Annotated in this window: 16 protein-coding genes; 3 read left to right on the forward strand and 13 right to left on the reverse strand. The window is 70.6% G+C overall.

Annotated features, from left to right (window positions below; genetic code table 11):
- Positions 1-8 precede the first annotated feature (8 nt).
- On the forward strand, positions 9-674 hold the full coding sequence (locus LNK82_RS03945) for a winged helix-turn-helix transcriptional regulator (protein ID WP_230565536.1): 666 nt from the start codon (positions 9-11) through the stop codon (positions 672-674).
- A 103-nt stretch (positions 675-777) separates the two neighbouring features.
- Here the strand turns inward: LNK82_RS03945 and LNK82_RS03950 are convergent, their stop codons facing one another.
- From LNK82_RS03950 to LNK82_RS03970, 5 genes are all read right to left on the reverse strand, one after another.
- Entirely contained in the window at positions 778-2,361 is a 1,584-nt protein-coding gene (locus tag LNK82_RS03950; protein ID WP_230565537.1) for a GMC family oxidoreductase, read from the reverse strand.
- A 466-nt stretch (positions 2,362-2,827) separates the two neighbouring features.
- On the reverse strand, positions 2,828-4,420 hold the full coding sequence (locus tag LNK82_RS03955; protein ID WP_230565538.1) for a DHA2 family efflux MFS transporter permease subunit: 1,593 nt from the start codon (positions 4,418-4,420) through the stop codon (positions 2,828-2,830).
- A gap of 1 nt (position 4,421) precedes the next feature.
- Positions 4,422-5,399: a carboxymuconolactone decarboxylase family protein gene (locus tag LNK82_RS03960; RefSeq protein WP_230565539.1), complete on the reverse strand. Its 978-nt coding sequence runs from the start codon at positions 5,397-5,399 to the stop codon at positions 4,422-4,424.
- A 652-nt stretch (positions 5,400-6,051) separates the two neighbouring features.
- Complete coding sequence (locus LNK82_RS03965; protein WP_230565540.1) at positions 6,052-7,713, reverse strand: FAD-dependent oxidoreductase; 1,662 nt, start codon at positions 7,711-7,713, stop codon at positions 6,052-6,054.
- 52 nt (positions 7,714-7,765) lie between these two features.
- Entirely contained in the window at positions 7,766-8,296 is a 531-nt protein-coding gene (locus tag LNK82_RS03970) for a DUF5987 family protein (protein ID WP_230565541.1), read from the reverse strand.
- 688 nt (positions 8,297-8,984) lie between these two features.
- Here LNK82_RS03970 and LNK82_RS03975 point away from each other — a divergent pair.
- Entirely contained in the window at positions 8,985-9,713 is a 729-nt protein-coding gene (locus tag LNK82_RS03975; protein WP_230565542.1) for a helix-turn-helix transcriptional regulator, read from the forward strand.
- A 101-nt stretch (positions 9,714-9,814) separates the two neighbouring features.
- On the opposite strand, the gene LNK82_RS03980 is transcribed toward LNK82_RS03975, so the two are convergent.
- From LNK82_RS03980 to ligA, 7 genes are all read right to left on the reverse strand, one after another.
- A complete protein-coding gene (locus LNK82_RS03980) occupies positions 9,815-11,179 on the reverse strand; it encodes a cytochrome P450 (protein ID WP_230565543.1) in 1,365 nt (454 codons plus the stop codon).
- The gene (locus LNK82_RS03985) at positions 11,176-12,192 is read right to left on the reverse strand and encodes an enediyne biosynthesis protein (RefSeq protein WP_230565544.1); all 1,017 of its coding nucleotides are present in this window, start codon (positions 12,190-12,192) and stop codon (positions 11,176-11,178) included. Before LNK82_RS03985 ends, LNK82_RS03980 begins: the two co-directional genes overlap by 4 nt.
- A 5-nt stretch (positions 12,193-12,197) precedes the next feature.
- Complete coding sequence (locus LNK82_RS03990; protein WP_230565545.1) at positions 12,198-14,138, reverse strand: CRTAC1 family protein; 1,941 nt, start codon at positions 14,136-14,138, stop codon at positions 12,198-12,200.
- Positions 14,135-15,121, reverse strand: coding sequence for a DUF1702 family protein (locus LNK82_RS03995; RefSeq protein WP_230565546.1), 987 nt, complete (start codon positions 15,119-15,121; stop codon positions 14,135-14,137). Before LNK82_RS03995 ends, LNK82_RS03990 begins: the two co-directional genes overlap by 4 nt.
- Positions 15,122-15,230: 109 nt before the next feature.
- The gene (locus tag LNK82_RS04000; protein WP_230565547.1) at positions 15,231-16,220 is read right to left on the reverse strand and encodes a DUF1702 family protein; all 990 of its coding nucleotides are present in this window, start codon (positions 16,218-16,220) and stop codon (positions 15,231-15,233) included.
- A gap of 875 nt (positions 16,221-17,095) precedes the next feature.
- On the reverse strand, positions 17,096-17,890 hold the full coding sequence (locus LNK82_RS04005; protein WP_230565548.1) for a TIGR03084 family metal-binding protein: 795 nt from the start codon (positions 17,888-17,890) through the stop codon (positions 17,096-17,098).
- A gap of 116 nt (positions 17,891-18,006) precedes the next feature.
- Positions 18,007-19,998, reverse strand: a complete 1,992-nt coding sequence (gene ligA / locus LNK82_RS04010) for an NAD-dependent DNA ligase LigA (protein WP_230565549.1) — start codon at positions 19,996-19,998, stop codon at positions 18,007-18,009.
- Between the two features lie 118 nt (positions 19,999-20,116).
- On the opposite strand from ligA, the gene LNK82_RS04015 reads away from it, so the two are divergent.
- A complete protein-coding gene (locus LNK82_RS04015; RefSeq protein ID WP_230565550.1) occupies positions 20,117-21,286 on the forward strand; it encodes an RtcB family protein in 1,170 nt (389 codons plus the stop codon).
- A gap of 475 nt (positions 21,287-21,761) precedes the next feature.
- Here LNK82_RS04015 and LNK82_RS04020 read toward each other — a convergent pair whose 3' ends face one another.
- Positions 21,762-24,773, reverse strand: a complete 3,012-nt coding sequence (locus tag LNK82_RS04020; protein ID WP_230565551.1) for an AfsR/SARP family transcriptional regulator — start codon at positions 24,771-24,773, stop codon at positions 21,762-21,764.
- Between the last annotated feature and the right edge of the window lie 243 nt (positions 24,774-25,016).

Here is a 25,016-nt window from a genome sequence, read left to right on the forward strand (position 1 = left end):
ATGCCGTTATGGCGACCAAGCGCAAGTACGATGACGGGTGCGCGACGGCTCACGCCCTCGACTTGGTGGGAGAGCGCTGGGCATTGCTGATCGTGCGCGAGTTGCTGTTCGGCCCGAAGCGGTTCACCGACCTGCGCACCGGCATGCCGGGAGCGAGCCCCAACGTGCTGTCGCACCGGCTGCGCGAGCTGGAGGAGTTCGGCGTGGTGCGCCGCCGCAAGCTGCCGCCGCCCGCCGCCGCCTGGGTCTACGAGCTGACCGCGTGGGGCCGGGAGCTGGAGCCCGTCATCACCTCGCTCGGGCGCTGGGGCGGCCGGTCGCCGTCGTTGCGGCACGACGCCACGATCAGCGTGGACTCGCTGATGCTCGCGCTGAAGACGCTGTTCGACCCCGGCCGCGCCGACGGCTTCACCGCCGACCTGGTGCTGCGGTTGGGCGAGGACTCGTTCCGCGTGCAGCTGTCCGTGGACCGGATCTGGATCACGCGCGGCGAGCTGGACCACCCGCAGGCCGTGATCGAGACCGACCCGGCGACGCTCAACGCGTTGATCTGGAGCGGGCGGGGGCTGTCCGAGGCGATCGAGGAGGGTGACATCAAGGTCACCGGCAGCCGGGAGCGCGTGGAGCGCTTCCTCGGCCTGTTCCCCCTCCCGAAGCCCGCCGTGGTGGCCTGACCGCCCCTGTCCGGGAAGCACGACGGCGGCAGTCCGCCGGAACGGGCCGGGGACCGCGGGCGGCGCTTCCCACGCCTGCGAAGCGGGGAAGCGCCGCCCGGTGTCACGCGGTCGACGCGCTGACCACCGCGGCCGGGGCGAGCGGTTGGCGGCCGAGGATCAGGTCGGCGGCCTTCTCCGCGATGGCGATCGTGGGCGCGTTGGTGTTGCCGCGGATCACGGTCGGCATCACGGAGGCGTCCACCACCCGGAGTCCTTCGACACCCCGGACGCGCAGTTCGGCGTCGACCACGGTGCCCATCGCGCACGTGCCCACCGGGTGGAACTCCGTCTGCGTCGCCCGGCGGACGTGCTCGCGCAGGTCTGCGTCGGACTCGGACTCGGGCCCGCCCACCTGCCGCTCGGTGTAGGGCGCCAGCGACCGCTGCCGCGAGATCTCCAGACCCCGCCGCACGCCCTCGACCATCGCGCGCAGGTCGGCGTCGTCGTCGTAGTAGTTGTGCCGGATCTTCGCCTTGGCCGTCGGGTCGTCGGACGCGATGGTCACGCTGCCCCGGCTGCGCGGCGTCAGCAGGCACGCGCCGAAGGAGATCGCGTGGTCGGTCGGCATCCCCAGGCCGCCGTCGGCGAACATCACCGGACCGGCGATGAACTGCATGTCCGGCGCCGGCAACCCGTCCTCGGACCGGAAGAAGCCGCCCGCCTCGCCGATGTTGGACGTCAGCGGACCGGTGCCGTGCTCCACGAACTCCTGCCCGTACTTCGGGTCGCTCGCGATGAGCAGGCTCACCGGCTGGGAGTGGGCGAACACCAGCATGACGTGCGGGTGGTCCTGCAGGTTCCGCCCGACCTCCGGCTGGTCCAGGACGACCGGGACCTCCAACGCCCGCAGCAACTCCGCCGGGCCGATGCCCGACAGCTGGAGCAGGTGCGGCGAGTTGTAGGCGCCCGCCGAGACGATGACCTCGCGCTCGGCTCGGATCACCAGCTCCTCGTCCAGGCGCGAACCGATGACGCCGGTCGCCCGGTCGCCGTCGAAACTGACCCGGTGCACCTCGACGTTGGTCTCCACGGTCAGGTTCGGCCGCGACATCGCCGGGTGCAGGAAGGCAACCGCGGCGCTGCACCGCTTTCCGTCGCGCTGGTTCACCTGGTACAGGCCGAACCCGTCCTGCTCGGCGCCGTTGAAGTCGTCGTTGGTCGGGTAGCCGGCCTGGATCGCGGCTTCGACGAACGCCGTGGACATCACGTTGCGGGACCGGCCGTCCGCCACCGTCATCGGCCCGCCGACGCCGTGGAACTCCGACGCGCCGCGCTCGTTGTCCTCGGAGCGGATGAAGTACGGCAGCAGCTCGTCGTAGGACCAGCCCGGCTGGCCCCAGCCGTCGTAGTCGAGGCGGTTGCCGCGGATGTAGATCATCGCGTTGATGGAGCTCGAGCCGCCGAGCACCCGGCCGCGCGGCAGGTAGATCCGGCGACCGTTGAGGTTCGGCTCGCCGTGGGTGTCGAGGTCCCAGTCGACCCGGGTGCGGAAGAGCTTGCCGAACGCGGCGGGCACGTGCACGGTCGGCGAGGTGTCCGCCGGCCCCGCCTCCACCAGGCACACCTTGACGTCCGGGTCCTCGGACAACCGTGCCGCGAGCACGCACCCCGCCGAACCGGCGCCGACGATCACGTAGTCGTACATGCGCTTCTCCTTCCCCCTTTTCCCGGGGGGAAACCGTCGAAAGAAATGACGAAACCCCAGGGGGGAACAGCGTAGGAAATGCCCCACACGGCCGCTTGTTCGAAAGTGCTGAGTTGCCGTAAAGGACTGTGCGCGACTCCCGCTCTCGCCGGGCCCGCGTACGACGAGAGGTCCCGCTCGGAGAACCGGGCGGGACCTCCGCAACCGTGCCGGACCGCCGTGTCTATGCGGTGTGACCTGGCCTTATGTCTCAGTCGGGGTGACCGCCGTCTCGATGTCGCCGTCGAGGAGCGGCTGACCGGCGTCCGCCTCTTGATCACCTATTCCCACGTGAGGAGCGGAAATCCCATTGGTGGAAAATTGGTCGCGCGGGTGATTCGGCTACGTTCGGTCACTCGCTGATTCCGTTCCGGAGTCGATTCGGTCGGCCGGCTCGTGAGAATGCCTATTCTGCCCCACGGGGAATTCACCGTCGAACCGGCGAAACGGGTGCGGGCGCGGCGGCGCGGGACTTGATCCCGAGGGCCAGCAGCCCACCGAACAGGATCGCCCCCGCCGCGACGGCCAGCGCCGGACGGCTGGCGGACACGAAGGCGGTGCCGAACGCCTCCCGCGCCAGGGCGCCGAACAGCTCCGCCTGGTCCGGTGGGAGGTCGGCGGGGGTCGCCACCCCGCCCTGCTGGCCGGCGCCCAGCCGCAGCCCGTGCGCGGCGGCCTCCTCGAACGCGTCGAGGAACCGGGGCCGGACCTGCTCGGGCAACCGGGTGGACAGCGCCGCGGTCTCCTCCCGCAACGCCGCCACGAGCCGGTTCTGCAGCACCGCGCCGACGACCGCCGCACCGAGCGCGGCCCCGGTCTGCCGGGCGGTGTTGAGCACCCCGGAGGCGGTGCCCGCGCGTTCGGGTGGGATGCCGCGCATGGCCTCGGTGGTGGCGGGTGCCAGCGCCAGTCCCATGCCGACGCCGATGAGCAGCATCGGCACGATGAACGTGACGGGCGTCGACGTGGCGTCCGGCACGAACGCCACCCCGAGCACGCCGGCCGCGAACAGCACCATGCCGACCGTCAGGGGCAGTCGGCCCCCGATCCGGTCGGCCAGCCGCCCGCCGACCGGCGCCACGGCGCTCAGCAGGAGCGTCCACGGCAGTGCCGTCACCCCGGACATCAGCGGGCTCATGCCGAGCAGGGTCTGCGTCTCGATGACGAACACCAGCATCAACCCGTACACCGCGAACGACGAGATGAGCGTGATGCCGGTGGCGATGGAGTAGTTGCGGTCGCGGAACAGGTCCAGCGGCACCAGCGCCTCGCGCTGCCGCCGTTCCCACAGCACGAACGCGACACCCAGCACCGCGCTCAGGACGAGCACCGCCGGGATGCTCAGCACACCCGTGATCACGCCCCAGTCGTGCCGCTGCCCCTCGACGAGCGCGTACACCAGCGCCAGGAGCGCGCCGGTGGCGAGGACGACGCCGACCACGTCGAACCGGTGCGGTCGCCCGGCGCGCAGGTCCGGCACGAACTTCAGCGCCAGCACCACGCCGAGCACGCCGAACGGGATGTTGAGCAGGAACACCGCCTGCCAGCCGAACGCCGTGACGACGAGCCCGCCCACCGTCGGCCCGCTCACCGCCGCGACACCCGCCACCGCGGTGAAGATCCCGAACGCCGCGCCCCGCCGCTCGGCGGGGAAGATGCCGGAGATCAACGTCAACGCCTGCGGTGTCAGCGCCGCCGCGCCGACGCCCTGCAACACCCGCGCGCCGATGAGCAGACCCGGCGACGTGGCCAGTCCACAGAGGACCGACGCGACGGTGAAGACGGCGAGGCCGGCGACGAACACCGCACGCGGCCCGACCAGGTCGCCGACCCGGCCGAACACGATCAGCAGCGACGCGAACGCCAGCAGGTAGCCGTTGAGCACCCACAGCACCTCGTCGATGCCCGCGTCGATGCTCGTCATGATGTCCGGCGCGGCGGTGTTGACGATGGTGGTGTCGAGCAGGATCAGGAAGTTCGCCAGGCACAGGACCACCAGCGCCCGCCACGGTCGTTGCACCTCACACCTCCGTCGCGCGGTGCAGCAGCCCCGCCATCCGCCGGGCAGCCGTGAAGCCGGCCCAGGACACCAGCTCGACCAGCCGCCGGTCGTCCCCGCCGAACGCGGCCACGGTGTCGTCGTCGACCTGGTAGGACGCGATCGCCACGAGCAGCGCCAGGGTCGCGCCCGGCCGGTCCTCGGCGGGCAGGCCGGCCACCGCCTCGGTGACCCAAGCGCGGCTCAAGCCCGGTGGTGTGCCGTCCCACGCGGCGATCCGGTCGAGCACCAGGTCCCGCGCGGGCTGCGACAACGCCCGCTCGCCACCGGCGTCGAACGCCGCCGCGATCCGGCCGAGCGCGTCGGCGATGACCGGGTTCCCGGACGACCAGGCGAGGTCGTCCGGCCGCGGCGCTTCCGCCAGCAGCCGCAGCGACCGGCCCGGCGGGTAGTCCTTGCGCGCGCTCGTGCCCATGAACTTCCCCAGGAACTTGCGGGCGGGCGCGGGCGCGTTGGCCGGCAGCGGCGAGTCGCCCAGGAAGACGTTCACCACGCGGTTGAGGTAGTGGAACGCCACCACGACGCCGAGCAGCTCGGGCAGCTGCTCCGCCGGGAACGGCCGCACCGCACCGGACCCGCTCGCCCACGCCTCGACGTCCGCGAACGTGGTCGGGGTGAGGTCCTCGAGGGTCGCGGTGTGGATGGAGACGCAGTAGGGGCAGGTGTTCGAGCGCGACACGGCCGCCGCGACCGCCTCCTTCACCGCGCGCGACGCGTGCCCCGACGCCACCAGCGTCTCCCGCAGCAACGACCAGGTCGCGGCCAGGGCGACCGGCGCGGGGGAGTGCAGCGCGACCGGCGGCGCGAGCATGCCGAAATCGGCCTCGACGTCGGAGTACACGACCGCCACCAGGCCGGTCGCCGCGCTCGGCTTCACCGGCTCGACGTGACGGATCTGCTTCAGGGAACGGCGCAGCGCGGTGCGGACGATCCTGCCCATCGGAATCTCCCTAGCTGGTGTGAGGTTTCACGGTCGGCGCCGGACGCGCCGCGCCCGGCGCACCGAGCCGGCAGGCGGAGCGCAGGCCGCCGAACGCCACGAGCACCGCGCTTCGTGATGCCGAACAGGCCGGTCGGGACGCGCGGCGCGGCGAGCACAACCGACGCCTGCTCGATTCCCCGGGTTGCGACTGCGACGGCGATCGACCGGTGCGCGGTCGGCCTCGCCATCGCGGGGCCCGGCGTCAGCCCGGTCACCGAGAACCCCTGATCGCGGACCGGTCCGACGACGAGGACGTGCCGACGCCCGAACCGGTCGCCCGGCCACCACCGCGTCGAGCGCGACGATGGACGACGCGAGGCGGTGAGCGCCCGGCGCTGCGCGGTGCCCATGCGCGGTGTGGTCACGCGTAGATGCTCTCGCCGATCACCCCGGAAACCTTCTTCCGGACTGCTCGGACGTCTGCCGACCCGTCGCTGCGCACGTGTGGAGATGGCCGGCGCGGGTGGCCCTTCGCGACGATGGCCGGTCGCGCGACGACCGGAGCGCGACCACCTCGTGCGGGAAGACCGTGAGCGGCGGCTCGACCGGACCCGGGCACAGCGGTACCCGGCCGCGAGGGAGTCCCTCGCGACCGGGTTCCACCGGCGACTCAGTCGTGCACCAGGTCCGGCAGCAGGTTCTTCACACCGCGCCGACCAGCGGTCTCGCCGTCCGGCGACGGGGCGCCGTACTTCACGTCGACCCCGCGCTCCTGCAACGCCCGCACGATGCCCGGCATCGCGCGCTCGGCCAACGCGGCGATGGTCAGCGCCGGGTTCACCGTCAGGGCGCCCGGCACGGCCGCGCCGTCGGTCACGAAGATGCCCGGGTGCCCGCGCAGCTCGTGCCGGTCGTCCAGCGCGGAGGTCTCCGGGTCGTCGCCGATGCGGCAGGACGCCAGCGGGTGGACCGTGTACGCGCCCACCACGTCGTTGGTCCACGGCATGACCTTCGACAGGCCGTCCTTCTCCATGATCGACTTGACCGCCGCGTCCGCCTGACGCCAGCCGAACAGGGTGTTCTCGGTCGGGTTGTAGGTGATCGGCCCCCGACCCAGCATCTGCTGGGAGATGCGGACCGAGTTGCCGGTGGGCGGGGGCGCGCCGAACACGCCCTCGTTGTCGTCCTCGGTCATCGAGAAGATCGTCAGCCAGGACTGCCACTTCTCGACGATCTTCTTCTTCTCCGCGCCGAACCACGTGGGCGACCCGGGCAGCGCGTCCGGGGTCTGCGCCAGGATGGTGCCGAAGCCGGGCGGGAAGTACAGCTGCTCCAGGCAGAACCGCGAGAACTCGGGCAGCGAGGGGTCCAGGTTGTCCCAGCTCGCGACGGTCGGGCCCTTGCCGATCTGGTTCGCCGCGTAGGACAGGTCGTCCTCGCGCGACAGGCCGAGCAGGTCGCGGGCCTTGTCCTCGTCGATGATCGCCGTGTTCAACCGCTCGCCGTTGCCGGAGAAGTACCGGCCGACGGCGTGCGGCATCTTGCCGAGCGTGTCCTCCGAGCGCTGGAGGATCACCGGCGTGGCGCCCGCGCCCGCCGCCAGGATCACGATCTTGGCCTCGATCTCGCCCTGGCCGATGCTCACCCGGTAGTCCACGTCGTGGATGACGTTGTAGCTCACGCGGTAGCCGCCGTCCGCCGTGCGGACCAGCTTCTGCACCTCGTGCATCGGCCGGATCTCGGCGCCGTGCGCGATCGCCGCGGGCAGGTAGTTGAGCAGCAGGGACCGCTTGGCGTCGAACTTGCAGCCCGCCATCATCCAGTTGCAGTTGGTGCAGAGCTTGGTGTCGATGGCGACCGGCACCGGGTTGGCGGTGCGGCCGGCGTGGTCGCACGCCGCGGCGAACAGCCCGCCCGAGTAGCTCACCTGGTCCCAGTCCTGCTTGGTGACCGGCAGCGCCTCGCTGACCTTGTCGTACCAGGGGTCGAGCGTGTCGCGGTTGATGGCGCCGGGCCACATGCGCCGACCGATGCTGCCCTTGCGCTCGAAGACGAACCGCGGCGCGCGGGGCATGGCGGCGAAGTACACGACGCTGCCGCCGCCGACGCAGTTGCCGCCGAGCAGGCTCATGCCGTTGCCGACGACGAAGTCGAAGATCCGCGTGTACGAGGAGCCCATCAAGTAGTCGTGCTCGAAGTCCTTGCCCTCGAGCCAGGGGCCTCGTTCCAGCACGGTGACCTTGGCACCGCCCGCGGCGAGGTGGTAGGCGGCGATGGCGCCGCCGAACCCGCTGCCGACGATGAGGACGTCGGTGCTCTCTGTGCTCGTCATGGAAACTCCAATCGCCGGGCCTGACGGGCGCGGCAGAACGTTGCGGACGGGGTCAGGCGGGGTTCCCGGACGGCGTGGTGTCCGGGTGCTTGCGAGCGAGCGCCCTGCCGTACGTGAAGGCGGGGAACCGCCAGAGGCCGTCGGCGTCCGGCATGGAGAACTTCATCGCCTTCAGACCGGGGTGACCCGCGGCGATGGCGTCGAGCGTGTGCATGTGCGCGCCGGTGTCGAAGGCCATGTTGCTGAACAGCGTCAACGCCACCCAGCCGTCCTTCTCCGGGTGGCCGGGCGCGACGAGCCGGGAGACGAGCGCCGTCCGGTGCTCGAACGCCAGCGCCACGAACGGCGGCACGTCCTCGTCCAGCTCCAGGCCGTGCTCGGCCGCGTAGTCGCGGGCGTGCCCGTTGAGCATCTGGGTGAGGCTGTCCAGCCCCTCCGCGACGCCGGCGGCCGGTGTCTCCAGGAGTTCGACGGCGCCGGCGACCACCGCGCCGCCACCCTCGCTGGCTCCCGCGATCGCGCGGTCGTCCGGCGAGCGCTTCGCCCCCGGCACGATGGTGTCCGCGAACGCCTCCAGTGTCATGGTCCGTACGGCGCGATCCGGTGCGGTGTCCAATTGCACGGGTGATCCTTCCTCCGGGTTGGCGAAGAATGGGTCGACCGGACACCCGAAGACATGCGCGGCCGACTCCTGGAATGCGCCGAAGCTGTCGCCCCGTCGTTCTCACCATGGTCCGACCGGGGCACTAAAAGATGCTTCTCCGTGGTTGCCTTGATAATCTCGCTAGGGCACTTGCCGGCGGCTGCTGGGCCGATGGCGCTACTTGTCGTACGGCCGTCGGAAGGTGCGCGGGACCGGCTGACCGGGCTACTGGGGCGGCCGTGCGCATTTGTCGGGGCGGCGGATGGTGGGATGTTCACCCGATCGTCGTCGGGGTGCTTATGCATCCAGTGCCCTGAAGTGCCTTGAAACATGCTGTGGCAAGATCGTTTCGGTGTCCCGTCGGCGATCATGCGGAGGTGGTTCGCGAGCCTTGCGCAGGCTGTGGGGGCCATGTAGTTTGCAAGAATCAGGGTGACGACTGGGGATTTTTCTGGGGTTCACCGAAGGCTTCGCGCCATCGGAACCCGATGGACTGCGGCCCTATCTCCCTTGCCGGTGGGCCGGCCGTGGTCGAAGTTGGCGTTCCACCTCTGTCGGCAATCTCTACGATATGGGGGTCGTAGTGGGCGAAGTGCTCGAGCGAGCAGTGGGCCGGGTAATCGACTTCATGCGCGAGAACATAGGCGACCAATTCACCCTCGACGACATGGCCCGCACCGCGAATTACAGCAAGTTCCACTTCTCGCGGGCGTTCCAGAGGGTGACCGGGGTGTCGCCGGGTCGGTTCCTGGCCGCCGTCCGATTGCAGGAAGCCAAGCGCCTGCTGGTGTCCACGTCGCTGACCGTGACCGACATCAGCCACCGGGTCGGCTACACGAGCGTCGGCACGTTCAGCTCCCGTTTCCGGAACAGCGTCGGCGTCTCGCCGACGACCTACCGCCAGCTGGGCGGCTTCGCACCGCACATCCCGATGGCACGGCGTGCGGGCAACACGCGCACGGCCACCGTGCAGGGCGAGATCTTCGCCCCGGCCTGCGGCACGCCGGGGCTGATCTTCATCGGCCTCTTCCCGGACGGCATCCCGCAGGGCGCGCCGATCAGGTGCTCCGTGCTCAGCCGCCCGGGTCCCTACGTGCTCACCTCGGTACCGCCGGGCACGTGGCACCTGCTCGCGCACTCCGTGGCGCTGGGCCGTGAGTCGGTGATGGTCGACAGCCCCTTCGCCGACGACCAGGCGCTGGCGGTCGCCTCGTCCGGGCCGATCACCATCCGACCCGGTGTGCCGGTCCGGCACGCCGACCTCGCCCTGCGCCCCAGCTGCGTCCTGGACCCACCGGTCCTGCTGGCGCTGCTGGACGTGCGCACGGTCGCGCTGGGGGCGGGCGCCGCCTCCTGAACGGGTGGGCGGAACCGCTGCGACCGAACACAACCGAACAGACCACGGACACACAGCCAGGGCCGCCCCTTCCGGGGCGGCCCTGACGGTGTGCGGGGGTGTTACGCGACGGCGTGCACGGTCATCGGCAGACCGCCCCGGATCCTCAGCGACAGCATCGGCTCCGGCACCACCTCGAAATCGGGCACCGTGCGCAGGTCCAGCTCACGGGCGATCATGGCGATGGTGAACGTGGCCTCCATCATCCCCAGGTGGTTGCCGACGCAGAACCGGGGTCCGGCGCCGAAGGGGATGTAGGCGTAGCGAGGCCGGTTGTGCGTGGCGGTCGGGTTGAACCGCTCCGGGTCGAACCGGTCGGGCTGGTCCCAGAACGCCGGGTGCCGGTGCAGGGTGTACGGGCAGATCAGCACGTCCGCGCCCTTCGGCACGAAGTAGCCGCCCACCTCGTCGTCGGCCTGCGCCGCACGGGGCAGGATCCACACCGGCGGGTACAGCCGCATGACCTCCTCCACGACCATCGTCGTGTAGCGAAGGCCGTGCAGGTCCTCGTACGTCGGCAGCCGGTCGCCGAGCACGGACTGCGCCTCGGCGCGGACCCGCTCCTTGATCTCCGGGTGCCGGTCCAGCAGGTGGAACGTCCAGCCCAGCGTGCTGGCCGTCGTCTCGTGCCCGGCCAGCATCACCGTCACCAGCTCGTCGTGCAGCCGCTGCCGGCCGAACGCGGGGTCGGCCTCCTCGGCGGTCGACGCCATGACGCGCGAGAGCACGTCGTCGCCGTCGGCGTGGCCGTTCGCCACCCGCCGGGCCGCCAACTCGTCGACGACCCGGCGCAACTCCTTGCGCGCCTTGCGGAACCGCAGCTGGTGGGGGAGCGGCACCCACATGGGCACCGCGCTCATCGACACCATCTCGAACATCGCCTGGTCCTGCACGGCCTCGAAGGCGTGCCCGACCTGCTCGAACTCCGACAGGTCCTCCGATAAGAGCGTCCGACCGAGGACGTCCAGCGTCAGACCGGTCATCTCCTCCATCAGGTTCAGCGGCGTGCCGTTGACCCCGGCGCGGAGCCGGTCGACGAGCCTGCCCGCCGACTCGGCCACCGCGCCCGCCTGCTGCGCGATCCGCTTGTGCTGGAACGCGGGCTGCGTCGCCTTGCGCTGCTTGCGCCACAGCTCGCCCTCGCTGGTGAGCAGCCCGTCGCCGAGTGCGCGGCGGGCGTGCACCAGGCCGATGCCCTTGTGGTAGTTCGCCGCGTTGTCCGCTAAGACGTGCTTCGCGTGCTCGGGGTGGTTGAAGAAGTACAGCGTCTTGGGCCCGATGGCCATCCGGACCGCGTCGCCGTACCGGTCCGCGGCCGACGTCATCAGCTCCAACCGGTCACCGACCAAGTTCTTGAGCAGGCCCAGCGTCGCGCTGCGCGGAGGTCCCGGAGGAGTCCGCCGGACGCCGGCCGCGGTCCCGGTCATGTCGGCACGACCTCCGTCTTCTTCGGCGCGCCGTTCCCGTTGAGGGAGGCGTCAGCGGTGGCCTGCTCGACGGGCGGCTGCTCGGCCGCCGCCATCGCCTTCTGCTGGGCCGCGGTCTCGGCACGCGCCTTGTCCACGATGTGCAGCGCCCACAGGAAGCCGCCGCGGATGAGGCACACGATCGCCGTGGCGAAGAAGATGCCGTAGGGGATCGACATGCCCATCAGCACGCCGTACACCGCCGCCACACCGCCACCGAAGGCCACCTGCGACAGCGGTCGCGACGGGCTGGTGCCCGGGTCGGTCACCATGTAGTTGGTGAACAGCACGAACGCGACACCGGACATCATGCCCAGGCCCGCGGGGATCGAGACGTCCAGCAGGAAGCCGCGGACCACCGCCTGGAGCACGAACCCGATGAGCCACGCCATGATCAGCCACAACCGGCCGGTCAGCATGCCGTTGAGCATGGTGCCGCCGAGGAGGATCAGCGCCGGGATCAACCAGTCGACGAAGGTCCCGACGTGCTCGGTGAAGTGGTAGGGCGGCGCGATGGACGCCCACGGGAACACCAGCAGGATCACCGCGATGCCGAAGTTCGACGGGTTCATGTAGTGCCGCATCCGGCCGCGCACCGGGACTCGCAGCACCCACTTCGCGCCGACGGCGACGGTGACGCCGAAGATCAGCGCCCACACGTTGTCGTTGACGTAGATGAGCATGTTCATCGCGAGGCTCGTGATGTGCGCCGGGTAGAGGAACTCCATGAGCCCTCGGAACCCGTTGCCGGCGAACCGCGGCGCGCGGCCCTCCTGCCTGGCGCCCACGATCTCGAGGAAGATCTCCACGATGTAGCCGGTGGCCAGCGCGATGAACGGCCACAGCCACGGCTGCTCGAACCCGAGGATCGTGTAGCCGACGATGTTGAAGATAGTGATCGAGATGGCGAACCGCCGGAGGGCGGTGACCACCTTGGGATCGTGCCGAGGCGGGCTCGGTTGCGTCTCAGCCATGTCCGTCACTTCTCCTTGGCCTGGTCGCCGAGCTGCAGGTCGTGCCAGCCCGCGGACAGTGTCAGGTCTTGTTCGTGGGTCGAACCGTCGCGGTCGCGCCACTTGATGTGCACGTCGACCGGTCCGGACTGCTCGCCGAGTCCGAAGTGGACTTCGTGGCTGCGCTTGCCGGAGTGGCCGCTGCCGCCGTCGACCCGGTTGATCTGGGTGCGCCCGTCGGCGGTCTTGATCGTCACCTGCGCGCCGATCACGGGGGAGCCGACGGTGTCGTCGCCGTCCTGCTCGTGGGTCAGCCGCAGGCCGAGGAACTCGTTGGAGGACTTGCCGGTGTTGTGGTAGAAGACCGGGTCCTCCCACTGCCGGGAGATCGCCATGTCGAGCCGGCCGTCGCCGTCCACGTCACCGGTCGCGATGCCGCGGGTGGGCACGGGGATGTCCAGGCCCAGCATCGGTGAGAGGTTGTCGTAGCGGCCCTCGGCGTTCTTGACGAACAGGTGGAACCGCTGGCTGCCGCCCACGTCGTCGCCGGCGGTGACGACCGGCCACCACATCGGGTTGGCCAGCAGGGCGTCGTTCGCCGTCGCCAGCTCCTGCAGCTGGGGCCAGCGGTTGACCTCGCCCTTCACGAACCCGGTCGCCTGGGCGACTTCCAGCTCACCGCTGTTGTCGAAGTCGGACAGCTTCACGTCCCAGCCCCAGCCGGACCAGGCCAGCAGCAGCGGCCCGCTCTCGTCCTCCCACGGCGCCTCACCCTCGCGCATGGCCGACTTCACGTCCGCACCGGTGCTCATGAACGCGAAGTGGCTCTCCTCGATGCCGAACGAGGTGGTGATGTTGCTGACGTACATGTCGTAGATGCCGTCCGCGTTGAGGTCGCCGAAGTCGACGCCCATCCCCTTGAACGAGTCGATACCGACGTTCTTGGACTTCGGCTCGAACGGCGTGAGCTCACCCTCGACCATCGCGAACTCGAACTTGCCGGGGGTGGACCGGTTGTGCAGCAAGCGGTCCGGACCGAAGTCGTGCGCCAGGTACAGCTCGGGCAGCAGGTCGCCGTCGACGTCGTTGGAGCTCGACGCCAGGGCCCAGCCCTTGGACGCGTCGTGCGGGATCGCGTTGTCGTGCTGCTTGAAGGCGGCGGTCGGGTTGGCACCCGCCGTGCCACCGGTCCACTCGAAGACGTAGTCCTCACCGCCGTTGAGCGCCGCCGACATCGAGGCGTTCATCTCCACGCCGGTGTCCTTGCTCGGGTCGAGCACGGGGCCGTGCGGGAAGTAGTTGCCGATGAAGATGTCGTCGTGCCCGTCGCCGTCGAAGTCGGCCACGGTGGCGGAGTTGGTGTTCCACTCCGGCCCGGCGTAGCGCCCGCTCGACGCGCCCGGCACCAGCTCGGTGGCCTGGAACGAGTCGGCGGTCAACTCGTCCTCGCCGGACTTGGCCAGGTGCAGGATCGGCGTGCGGCCCCACAGGTAGACCAGCAGGTCCATCGCGCCGTCTTCGTTGAAGTCACCGGGGACGCAGCCCATCGGCGCCATCACGTCGTTCACCGGCAGGCTGCCGGAGCTCAGCGCGAACGGCGCGTACCGCGGTGTCTTCCCGGCCTCCGGCGCGGGGGTGATGATCACCTGGTCGATGCGCACGTCCACGAAGCAGATGTCGTTGGACAGCCCGTCGCCGTCGAGGTCGTTCATGGCGATGGCGGAGCCGACCGACGAGATCCACGCGTCGATGTGCTTGTAGTCCTTGTTGACCTTGCGGATCGTCTGCTGGGTGTAGCCGCCGGGCAGGGCGATGTTCGCCGGCGCGAACCCGAAGCCCGACGCCAACTCCTGCTTCTCGGCCGCCGACGACTCGGGGTGGCTCGCCACCGAGAAGGTGGCGGCTACCAGCACCAGCGCGATGATTCCGGGGAGTTGCTTGCGCAGCCAGCCGATGGTGCCGCTCACGAGCCGACTCCTTCCTGGTGGACGAACTGTGCGGCGATGCGTCGCCGCCACGTCTCGAACGCGGGCTCGGCGCCGTCGACGATCGGCGGCGCGGGACGCACGTCCTGTGTGACCCGCGCGGCCTTCTCGGGCTCCATGCCGCAGAACACCTGGGTGGCCAGTCCGGTGTGGGGAACCATGTTCCCCGCCTTCGCGCGTGCCTCGGCGGCGAACGCGCTGGCCTGCGCGACCATCCCGGCGTGCTGCCCGGAGCGTTCCCGGAACATCAGCAGCTCGTCCTCGGTGACGCCGCCCGCGTAGGTGGCGGCCAGGCCCGCGCCGGAGTACAGGTCTTCACGGCGGTGCTCGGCGAACCCGTCGATGAGGTCCGCGACGTACTCGGGGTCGGTGCCGCCGACGAACCACATCGCGCGGCCGATGCCCTGGTCCAGCGCGCGGTTCGTGTAGGCCCGCGGTCCCGAGCCCGGCCACGGGAAGTCGCGATCGACGTACTGGCCGTGGACGTACTTGTCGGTGTGGAAGTAGGCCTGGTGGAACCCGTAGCCGTCGAGGACCAGCCAGCGCAGCAGCGGGTCCGTCGTCGAGTCGGCGGGCCACCGGAACCGCGGCAGCCGGGCCATCGCCCAGCCGATCCCGACGTAGATCATGTAGACGTGGTCGCCGCCGCGCCCCTCCAGGAACTGATCGACGTGCCGGCGGTGGCCGAAGGGCATTCCGTCCAGGATCGCGAGGCCCATTCCGGCGCCCTCGTAGGCGAAACCCTTGAACCTCGTCGGCAGCCTTTCGAGAGCTTCCTCGGCATCCCGCGGGTGGCGGGCTTCGACCGCGGCGGCGTATCCCTCGATGAACATCCGGCCGACGGTCTCCAGCAATTCCTTGCCGGCCTCGTTCTTGACCCTGAACCCGCGGGTCTCCATCAACGTGTCGGATATCTTCGGAGTCAGTAATCGGCGCCGCAAGGCGCGCAGGGCACTCACATTCATCCCCCCAACGTCGGGCGACGATCAACCGGATAGGAACGGGAAAATAGTTGCAGCGCGGCACTCGGCGCGGCTACTTCAGGCTTGCGGATCCGCGCCGCTAAACCTTCGATCATGCGGCGGGGTGCGTCCGCATTGCGGCGAAATGCGCACGAATCCTGCTGCGCCACACCTCGTACGGCGGTACCGCGCCCTCGGTGTCGGGTGCGACCGCGGTGGCGTCGGCGAGTTCCGACGCGGCCTCGGGGGTGATCCCCCCGAACGTTTCGATGGCGGTCGCGCTGTGCGCGGGGACGAATCCGGCGTGGAACCGGGCTTTCACCGCGAAGACCGAGCCCAGCGCCAGCTCCGCGCGGTGCTCGCCCGCGGCGGCGGGCAGCGTGGCCAGCTCGTCGGGCGTGCCGCCGCCCGCGAACGTCGCCGCCAGGCCGACACCGCTCCACAGGTCGGCGTGCCGAGCGGGGTCGAACCGGCCGAGCGCCCGCGCGACCTCCTCGCTCTGGGCGCCGTGGATGAACCACAGCGCCCGGCCGATGCCCTGGTCGATGGCGCGCGGGAAGTAGTCGGGCCTGCCCTGCCACGGGTAGGCCGGGGGCACGCGCTGCTCGTCGACCCACTTGCGGCTATGGAAGTAGGCCAGGTCGAAGCCGTAGCCGTCGACCGCGAGCCACGTCATGGTCGGGTGGTAGGGCGACCCGGCCAGGTCCGGCACGACCTTGCGCCACAGCGCGCGCGGCAGGTGGTTCATGGCGAACCCGATGCCGATGTAGGCGACGAACAGGTGCTCCGCGCCCGGCCCGTTGAGCAGGTCGCGCGCCCGCGTGCCCCGGCCCATCACGTCGCGGATGGTGAACGCCATCGTCGCGCCCTCGTAGGCGAAACCGCGCAGCTCGGGCTCGACGAACCCGAGCCGGCGCACGATCTCGTCCTGGTCGCGCGAGTCGATGCCCCACTCGAAACCGCAGACGACCGACTGCGGGATGGCGTCCAGCTTGGGCGCGTACTCCGACGACGCGCCGGGGAAACCGCGCGCGCCGAGCGTCACCTCCTGCAACGAAGGCGCCATCACGAGCCTGCGCAGCGATCCCAGCGTTGTCGACATGGTGCTAGACCCCCAGTGCGTCTTGGGATTTCCTCGTGCCCTCGGTCCGGACGGCGCTCGCGGTGCCCCGCGAGGTCGAACTGTGGTGGGTGCCCGCGTGCGAGACCTTCCGGAATGGGTCCGGCACGACGTCGAGCGCGGTCCCACCCGGGTGGCCGAGTGGGCCGATTGTGTCGCGGCGACGTGGAAAATGACCCTCGAACAGTGTCGAGGTGGCCACCGGCTCGGCCCCGGCAGCGGGGTCGGCTCCCTTTCGGGGTGCTTCGTCGGCGCCGATGTGGGCCATCCGGGGCTCCTTGCCGGGGATATCGGTGAGTAGCTTGGTCGTACTCGGGCTGCCGGGGGTCGGGCGTTCCCAGGATCGGTCCGGGCGTCGGTGAAACCTTCTCCGAACATGCGGACTTCGTGGGCGAATCGAGTGGTCGGCCCGTCGTGGCCGTCGCGCGGTGTGCCGACAACGGGAAGGACACCGTTGTGGGAGGCGCCGGCCGGGCCGCGGAATCGCCGGGAGTGACGTCGTCCGGGCCGGGCGGGCTGGACCGGGTGCCGCATTCTCGCGCGCACCGGTTCCATTGTCGGAAACTGTTCGGTGTTTCTTCCCGGATGACGAGGAAACCGCGTCCGCGGGTCTTGTGCAACCGTTGTGGCCGTCGCGTACCCGGTGCCATCGCGACGGTTGGTCGGGCACTCCCGTCGACTGGCGGCGAGCACGCTGGGCACCGATCCGTTCGGTGGCGCAGAACGTCGAAAGCCGCCGCTCGTCCGACGAGCCGGCGGCATCCGGGACCCGACCGCCGTTCGACGTGGCCGGCGTCGTCACACGCGCGGTGCGTGGCGGCCCGGAGCTCCCCGGGGAGCTCCGGGCCGCGGGTGCGTCAGTCCACGTTGGACAGCGTGAACTGGCCGGGCTTGCGGCCCTCACCGGCCGGACCGCGGTACGCCTGGGCGATGTCCAGCCACTGCTCGGCGAGCTCGCCCTCCGCCCGCAGGTCCAGGTCGGAGTGGTGCCGCCGCCGGGTCACCAGCAGGCAGAAGTCCTCCGCCGAGCCGGTCACGCGCTGGGCGGCGTCCTCGGGGCCGTAGGACCACACCGTGCCGGACGGTGCGGTGATCTCGAACCGGAACTCGTCCGTCGGCGGCTCCTCGCCGCGCGCCAGGTAGCCGAAGTCCTTCGTGCGCACCGCGAAACCGACCAGGAAGCCGAGCCGGTCGTCCCACTTCCGCGGCACGCCCAGGGCGTCGGCCACGTCCTGGCCGTGCCCGAACAGCTCCATCATACCCGCGCTGGCCAGCACCGACGGCGGCAGCGGGTTCACCAGCCACGGCACCGTGGTGTCGGCCGGCACGGCGGCCAGCGCGTCGATCGCCCTGGCCTTGGTCTGGCTCCAGCGCTCCACGAGTTCGGGGGTGTCGAGCGCGAGGTGCGGCGCCATGGCGGCGTCCACGTTGGCGTTGAAGTCGGGAGACAGCCCCGCCATCATCGCCTGGAACCGGGCGCCGTCGGACGCCGCGAGGCCCGCCATGGCGAAAATCGCGGTCAGGTGCGCCACCTGGTGCTTGACCGTCCAGCCGGGCGACGGCGTCGGCAGCGACCACGCGGAGTCGTCGAGGTCGGCGATCATCCGGTCGAAGTCGTCGCCCGTGGCCCGGAGCGCCGTGATCACGTCCATTGCGCATGTCCTTCGCTCGAGTTGGCTGAGCTCTGACGATGCCGCAGCGGACAGCGGAAGTCTTCTCACGGCGTGCTCTAAGCCCCTCGCCCGCCCCGCCCGGCGGACCGTCCGGCTCAGGCGACGCCGGCGGCGATGAGCTGCTGCCAGATCACCCCTTGGTCGACGACCTCGACGCCGAGCTTCTCCGCCTTGGCGGTCTTGCTCGCGCCGACGTCCGCGCCGGTGATCAGGTAGTCGGTGCTGGCCGAGACCGAGGTCGCGGTGGTGGCGCCGGCCTTCTCGCAGAGCCTCTGGAAGGTGGGGCGGGGCACCTTCTCGCCGGACCGCGGGTCGCTGATCGCCCCGGTGATCACCACGGTCTTACCGGCCAGCGGCGCGTCGGACGCCACCACGGGCGGCAGGTCCTCCTCGCGCACGTCCAGGGACACGCCGCGCTCGCGCAGCCGTTCCAGCTCGGGCCGCAGCCGGGTCAGGTGCTCGATCAGCGAAGCCGCGACCTTCGGGCCGATGTCCTCGACGGCGACCAGGCGTTCCTCGCCCGCGTCGGCGACCTCCTCCAGCGAGCCGAACCCCGCCCGGCACAGGCGGGTCGCGGTGCCTTCCGAGGCCATCGGGATGGCGAGCCCGATCAACGCCCGGCGCAGGCCCACGGCACGGCTGGCGGCGATCGAGTCGATCATGCGCGTCGCGGAGGTCTCGCCGATGCGGTCGAACTCCAGCAACTGCTCCTTCGTCAGGGTGTAGAGGTCCGACGGGTGCTCCAGCAGCCCGGCCTCGGCGAGCCGCTCGATCCACACCGGGCCGACGGCCTCGATGTCCGCCGCCGCCCGCGACGCCCAGTGGATCAACCGCCGCACGGTCTGCGCGGGGCAGGCGACGTTGGTGCAGAACAGCTCGCGGCTGTTGCCCTGCTCGGTCAACGGCTGCCCGCACGACGGGCACTCGGACGGCGGCACGATCTCCCGCTCCGCGCCCGTGCGCTTGGACTCGTCGAGCACACCCGCCACGAACGGGATCACGTCGCCGGCTCTGCGGATCAGCACGGTGTCGCCGATCCTGATGCCGCGCGCCCGGATGACCTCCTGGTTGGCCAGCGTCGCCCGGGTGACGGTCGTGCCGCCCACGAACACCGGCTCCAGGTGCGCCACCGGGGCGATCTTGCCCGTCTTGCCCACGTCCCAGACCACGTCGAGCAGCACCGTGGTCTTCTCCTCGGCGGCGAACTTGAACGCCAACGCGCCACGCGGCGAGCTCGACCGGGTGCCGGCGGCGGCGAAGGCGTCCCGGTTCGCCAAGCGCAGCACCGCGCCGTCCAGGTCGTAGTCCAGCTCGTTGCGCCGCGTCTCGATCCCGGAGATCACCGCCTGCGCCGCGTCCGCGTCGTCGCAGTGCCGCATGTCGGCGACGTCGAACCCGAGAGTGCGCAGCCCGTGCTCCAGGTCGGCCGCGGCACCGCCCTCGGAGGTGTCCAGGTCGAAGGCGAAGAACTGCAGCCGGCGCTCCGCGACCGTGGCCGCGTCCTTCGCCCGCAGGGTGCCCGCGGCGGCGTTGCGCGGGTTGATCAGCGGCTTGTCCGGGTGCGCGGTGTTGTAGGCGGCGAACGTGGACCGCAGCATCACCGCCTCGCCGCGCACCTCGACCCGGCCCGGCGCGTCGAGCAGCTCCGGCACACCGTCGACCAGGGCGCGCACCAGCGGCGTCACGTCGTCACCCGTGGTGCCGTCACCGCGGGTGATCGCACGGGCCAGCCGCCCGTTCTCGTAGACCACCGCCAGCGACAGCCCGTCCAGCTTCGGCATCACGACCACCGGCTGGCCGGGGAAGCGGTCGAAGAACGCCGCGACCTGCTCGGGCCTGGTCGCCTTCTCCAGCGACAGCATCGGCCGGGAGTGCCGGACCGGCGCGTGCAGCACGGCGGGCGCGCCCACCTGCTCCAGCGGGTTCGGGTCGGGCGCGAGCTCCGGGTTCGCCTCGACGAGGCCGCGCAGCTCGTCCTCGATCGCGTCGTACTCCGCGTCCGCCACCAGCGGCGAGCCGCGGTAGTAGGCGTCGCGCAGCACGACGACCTGGTCGGCGAGTTCCTGGATGCGTTCCCGAGCGTTCACGGCCCACAAGTTACCGGCGAGCACCGACAATCCGGGTGCCGGCGGCCCCGGACCAGCGTGAATTCGGTCGCGGAACCGCCCGATCAGGCCTAGCTTCTGCGTCGAGCAGAGGAGAACCGTGGAGCAGATCAGCAAGCGACTGGTGAACTGGGCGTCCATCCTGGACCCGGGCACCCGCGAGCAGGCCGAGAAGGCCGCGCGGATGCCGTTCATCTTCCCGCACCTGGCGCTCATGCCCGACGCGCACCTCGGGAAGGGCGCCACGGTCGGCAGCGTCATCCCCACCCTGGGCGCGATCATCCCGGCCGCCGTCGGCGTCGACATCGGCTGCGGCATGATCGCCGTGCGCACCCAGTTCACCGAGGACGACTTCCGCGCGCGCCCGCTCGCCCCGCTGCGCGAGGCGATCGAGAACGCCGTGCCGCTGTCCGCCGGGAAGTACAACACCCGGCTGACGGACACGGCGCGCGACCGCGTCGACGCGCTCGCCCGCCGTGCGGAGGTGGCCGGCTTCGACCCCGGGACCTACGCGGGCAACTGGGAGCTGCAGCTCGGCACCCTCGGCAGCGGCAACCACTTCATCGAGGTCACGCTGGACGAGACCGGGCGGGTGTGGCTGTTCCTGCACTCCGGGTCGCGCGGCGTGGGCAACAAGATCGCCCAGAAGCACATCCGGGTCGCGCACCAGCAGTGCGAGCGCCGGTGGATCGACCTGCCCGACCCGGACCTGGCGTACCTGGTCCAGGGCGAGGACGAGTTCTGGCACTACATCCGGGAGATGCGCTGGGCCCAGGACTTCGCGTGGTCCAACCGCGAGGAGATGATGGACCGGGTGGTCGACTGCGTGGCCGAGTGGACGGGCCGTGACGTGGAGCGGCGCGAAGTCGTGAATTGCCACCACAATTACACGGAGCAGGAGACCCACTTCGGCAAGGAGGTGTGGTTGTCCCGCAAGGGCGCCATCAACGCCGAGAAGGGCCGGGCGGGCCTCATCCCGGGCTCGATGGGCACCGCGTCGTACGTCGTGGTCGGCAAGGGCAACCCCGTCGCGCTGAACTCCTCGCCGCACGGCGCCGGCCGTGAGTACTCCCGCTCGGCCGCGCGCCGGGCGTTCGGCCGGGACGACCTGCGCAAGGCGATGGTCGGCATCGAGTACCGCGACACCGACGCGTTCATCGACGAGATCCCGGCGGCGTACAAGGACATCGACGTGGTGATGCGCGACGCGCGGGATTTGGTCGAAGTGCGCCACACGTTGCGCCAGATCGTCAACGTCAAGGGCGATTGACCGGTGGGGCAGGCGGGCTGATCCGCCTGCCCTTCGTCCGTCACGGTGCCTGACCGGTTTTCGGGCTGCCGGTACTCGGGCGCACCCCGGTCGCCGTGGGTCTCTCCGAATCGATGGATAACCTCGACATGGCTCGAACCTTCCCCAGATGAGTGATGGCAGAACGGTGGCGTCGTGCGCTAAGCGGCAGCCGAGCCGGTCGCGTCGAAGGCCGGGAACTCATAGATGACATTCGGCCACCCGAGGACCACGAAGGTCGCCACGACGGCCAACTGCAATGGGCGGGACTTGAGGTGTCGTGCCAGGTAGAAGGACGTGCGTCGGATCGTGCTCAAGATCATGGCGGGATTCAACCACAACGGTTCCCTAGCATTGGACCAGGGGTCAAGGAAGCTCCCCGCCACGGCACGTCAGGGTGATAGTCCGGTCAACGCGAGCTTATTTCGTCTTCACTCGATCGGGTGACTTTATCTCCCTAATCGGATGGAGTAGGTTGTGTGTCTCCGCAGCTGTCGCTACGAGCAGGCTTATTCGGGCTGCGCGTCGATAGGTGGTCGCGAGGGTCGGGGATGGCGTCCGGCCGGCCGCGCATGAATTCCGGTTCGCCGAGCGCGGTGTGCATTTTCGCCTTCAGGCCGGATTCGACGAGCAGGGGTTCGGCCTCCCGCCACCGCCGTTCCGCCTCCACCTGGTCGCCGACCACGGCGTGCGCGTGCCCGAGCAGGAAGAGCGCCTGCGCCTTTTCCCTGGTGATGTCCAGTTCGGCCGACAGTTCCAGCGCGCGGTGGCAGAATTCGATGGTCTTCTCGTGGGACTTGCGGTCGTAGTGGACGCGGGCGAGCGCCACGAGCGCCTCGACCGTGCGCGCCCGTTCGCCGGTGGACAGGTTGATCTCGAGCGCGGCTTCCAGGCACCGGAGGGCGTCGTCCAGCTCGCGGCGCTGGTGGTGGAGCTTGCCGAGCGCGGTCAGGGTCGTGCCCTCGCCGTGGCGGTGCTTGATGGTCCGGCGCAGGTCCAACGCCTCGCGGTACAGCTCCACGGCCTCGTCGACCCGGTCCAGCCGCTGGTAGGCGGCGGCCATCTGGTCCAGTGTGGAGGCTTCCAGGCTCCGGTGGCCGGTCGCGCGGTGCAGTTCCAGGGCCGACTCGTACAGCGACAGCGCGATCCGGACGTCACCACGCTCGCGGTGCGCGCTGGCCAGGTTGTGCACGGCGATCTCGGTGAACTCCACGTCCTCCATGCGCTGCGCGATCGAGAGCGCCTCCTGCGTGTGCTCGACCGCCTCGTCGTACTCGCCGAGCCGGTAGTAGGCGGTGCCGAGGTTCAGCAGGCTGCCGCACCGGCCCTCCACGTCCCCGGTCGAGCGCGCCGCGTCGGCCGCCACCCGTTCGACCGCGACCAGGTCGCGGTACGCGCCGGTGCGGTCCAGGGCGCGGTCGATGTTCGCCGCGATCCGCCAGGCGTGGCCGGCGAAGCCGTGGCGGAACGCGTGCGGCACGGCGGCGACGAGGGTGGCCCGCTCGGTCGCGAACCACGTCAGGGCGTCGTTCTCGTCGGCGAACCGGGGCACGGCGTCGAGGGTCATCCCCGGCAGCAGCGGCACGGGGCCGTCGTTGGCGTTCAGCGCTCGCTCCAGGCCGATCGCACCGGCGAGCTGCCAGGTCAGCAGCCCGCTGAGCGCGGCTTGCCGCTGGTGGGCCGACTCCTCGGTGCGGACCCGGTCCAGGGCGTAGTCGTGCAGCAGGTCGTGCAGGCGGAAGCGGCCGTGGGTCGTGTACTGCAGGAGGTTGGCCTTGGTGAGCGTCCGCAGGTGGACGAGGACGTCGTGCTCCGGGCGCTCGGTCAGGGCGCTCGCCGCCGCTGACGAGAACTCGGCCGTCGGGTGCAGGCCCAGCAGCCGGAAGACCCGCGCGGTCTCGGTCGGCAGGTCCCGGTAGGACACCCCGAAGGCGAACGACAGGCTCGCGCTGTCGTCGTCGCTGTCGTCCAGGGAGCCCAGTATCCCCAGCCCTTCCTGCGTCGCGTACTCCTCGACGAGGAAGCCGATCGGCACCTGCGGCCGGTTCGCCACGTGCTGGGCGATGATCTTCACGGCCATCGGGTGGCCGTCGAGCCGCGAGGCCAACGCCTCCAGCGCGGCGGGTTCCGCGTCGGCCCGGCCCGCGCCGATCTCGCGGCGCAGCAGCTCGATCGACTCGTCGAACGACAGCGTCGGCACGGCGAAGAGGTGGACGTCGTCGTGGAGGTCCAGCCCCCAGGGGCGGATCCTGCTGGTCACGATGGTGAAGCAGTTCGTCGCGGCGCCCAGCAGCGGTCGGACCTGCGGGCTGTGCCGGGCGTCGTCGAGCACCAGCAGCACTTTGCGGTCACCGAGCGCGCGGTGCAGGGCGGCGGCGCGTTCGGCGCCCGTCGTGGGGATGTGCGCCGCGCCCAGCGAGGTCAGCAGCACGCCGGACGCGTCCTCGGCGGTCATCGCGGTGCCGCGGCCGAAGCCGCGCAGGTCGAGGAAGAGCTGGCCGTCCGGGAACCGGTCGGCCCTCGTCCGTCCCCAGTGGATGGCCAGCCCGGTCTTGCCGACGCCCGGCATCCCGTGCAGCGCGACGACCTGCCCGCGCCCGCCGTCGGGCCCGTCGAGCAGCGCGTCCAACGCGGCGAGCAGGTCCTCCCGGCCGACGAACGTCCTGGCCCTCCTCGGCAACTGGCGGGGCGGGGCGTGCGGCGGCTTGGTGGACGTGGTCGCGGTGCCCGCCTGCTTGGCGACGATGCTCTGGAACACCGCGCGCAGCTCCGGGCCCTGCTCGGCGCCCGTGGCCTCGAAGAGGCGTTCGCAGAACCGCTCGTGGTACTCCAACGCCGCCGCGTACTTGCCCTGCCCTTCCAGCGAACGCATGTAGAGCCGCGCGAGCACTTCGTCGAGTTCGTGCTCCTGCGCGAGCCTGCCCGCTTCGCCCATCGCCTCCACGTGCTCGCCGAGCGCGTTCAGGCTTTCCACGAGGGCGTAGTGCGCGGTGAGCCGGTCGAACGTGTCCATCTGGTAACGCAGGTGGTCCGCCCACATGCTTTCGACGTCCTGCAACGGGCGTCCCTGCCACCGCGACAACGCTTCCCGCAGCACCGCTTTCGCGCGCGCGTGCTCGCCCGCGGCGGCTGCCGCCCGACCCATTTCCGCCATTGTGCGGAACCGGTGGTAGTCGACGATTTCGCGGTCGACGTCGAGCAGGTAGGCGTCGCCCTCGCGGTCGATCGACCGGTCGAGGCCGACCTGGCCCAGCACCCTGCGCAAGCGGCTGATCAGTGGCTGGAGCCTTCCTCGCATGCCGGACGGGTCCTCGTCGGGCCACACCGCCTGCGCGATCGTGCCGATGCCGACGGGCTGGCCGACGTGGTAGAGCAGCAGCGCCAGGACCGCGCGTTGCTTCGCGGACCCGAGGTCCACGTTCTCGTCCGCCACGCGTAATCGGGTCTTGCCCAGGATCTTGAATTCCACCAGCGTTCACCTTTCGCTGGCACGACGGTCCGGTATTGCCAGTGTGCTGGAGTCGGACCGGATTGTGCAGGGCAATGTCGAGTTGTTGCTCCGTTGTGCCGAACGGCCGGCCGGCGATCGGCGGCGCGGCGAACTACCAGGCAACTGCAAGGAAACTGCAAGGAGATGTGCACGGCCGCCGCGAATCGGGTTGTCCGCCACACCGGGCCGTTGCTAGCGTCACGGCGCCGATGCAGATCGCTT

It is taken from the genome of Saccharothrix luteola (assembly GCF_020859565.1).
Classification (GTDB): Bacteria; Actinomycetota; Actinomycetes; order Mycobacteriales; family Pseudonocardiaceae; genus Actinosynnema; species Actinosynnema luteola.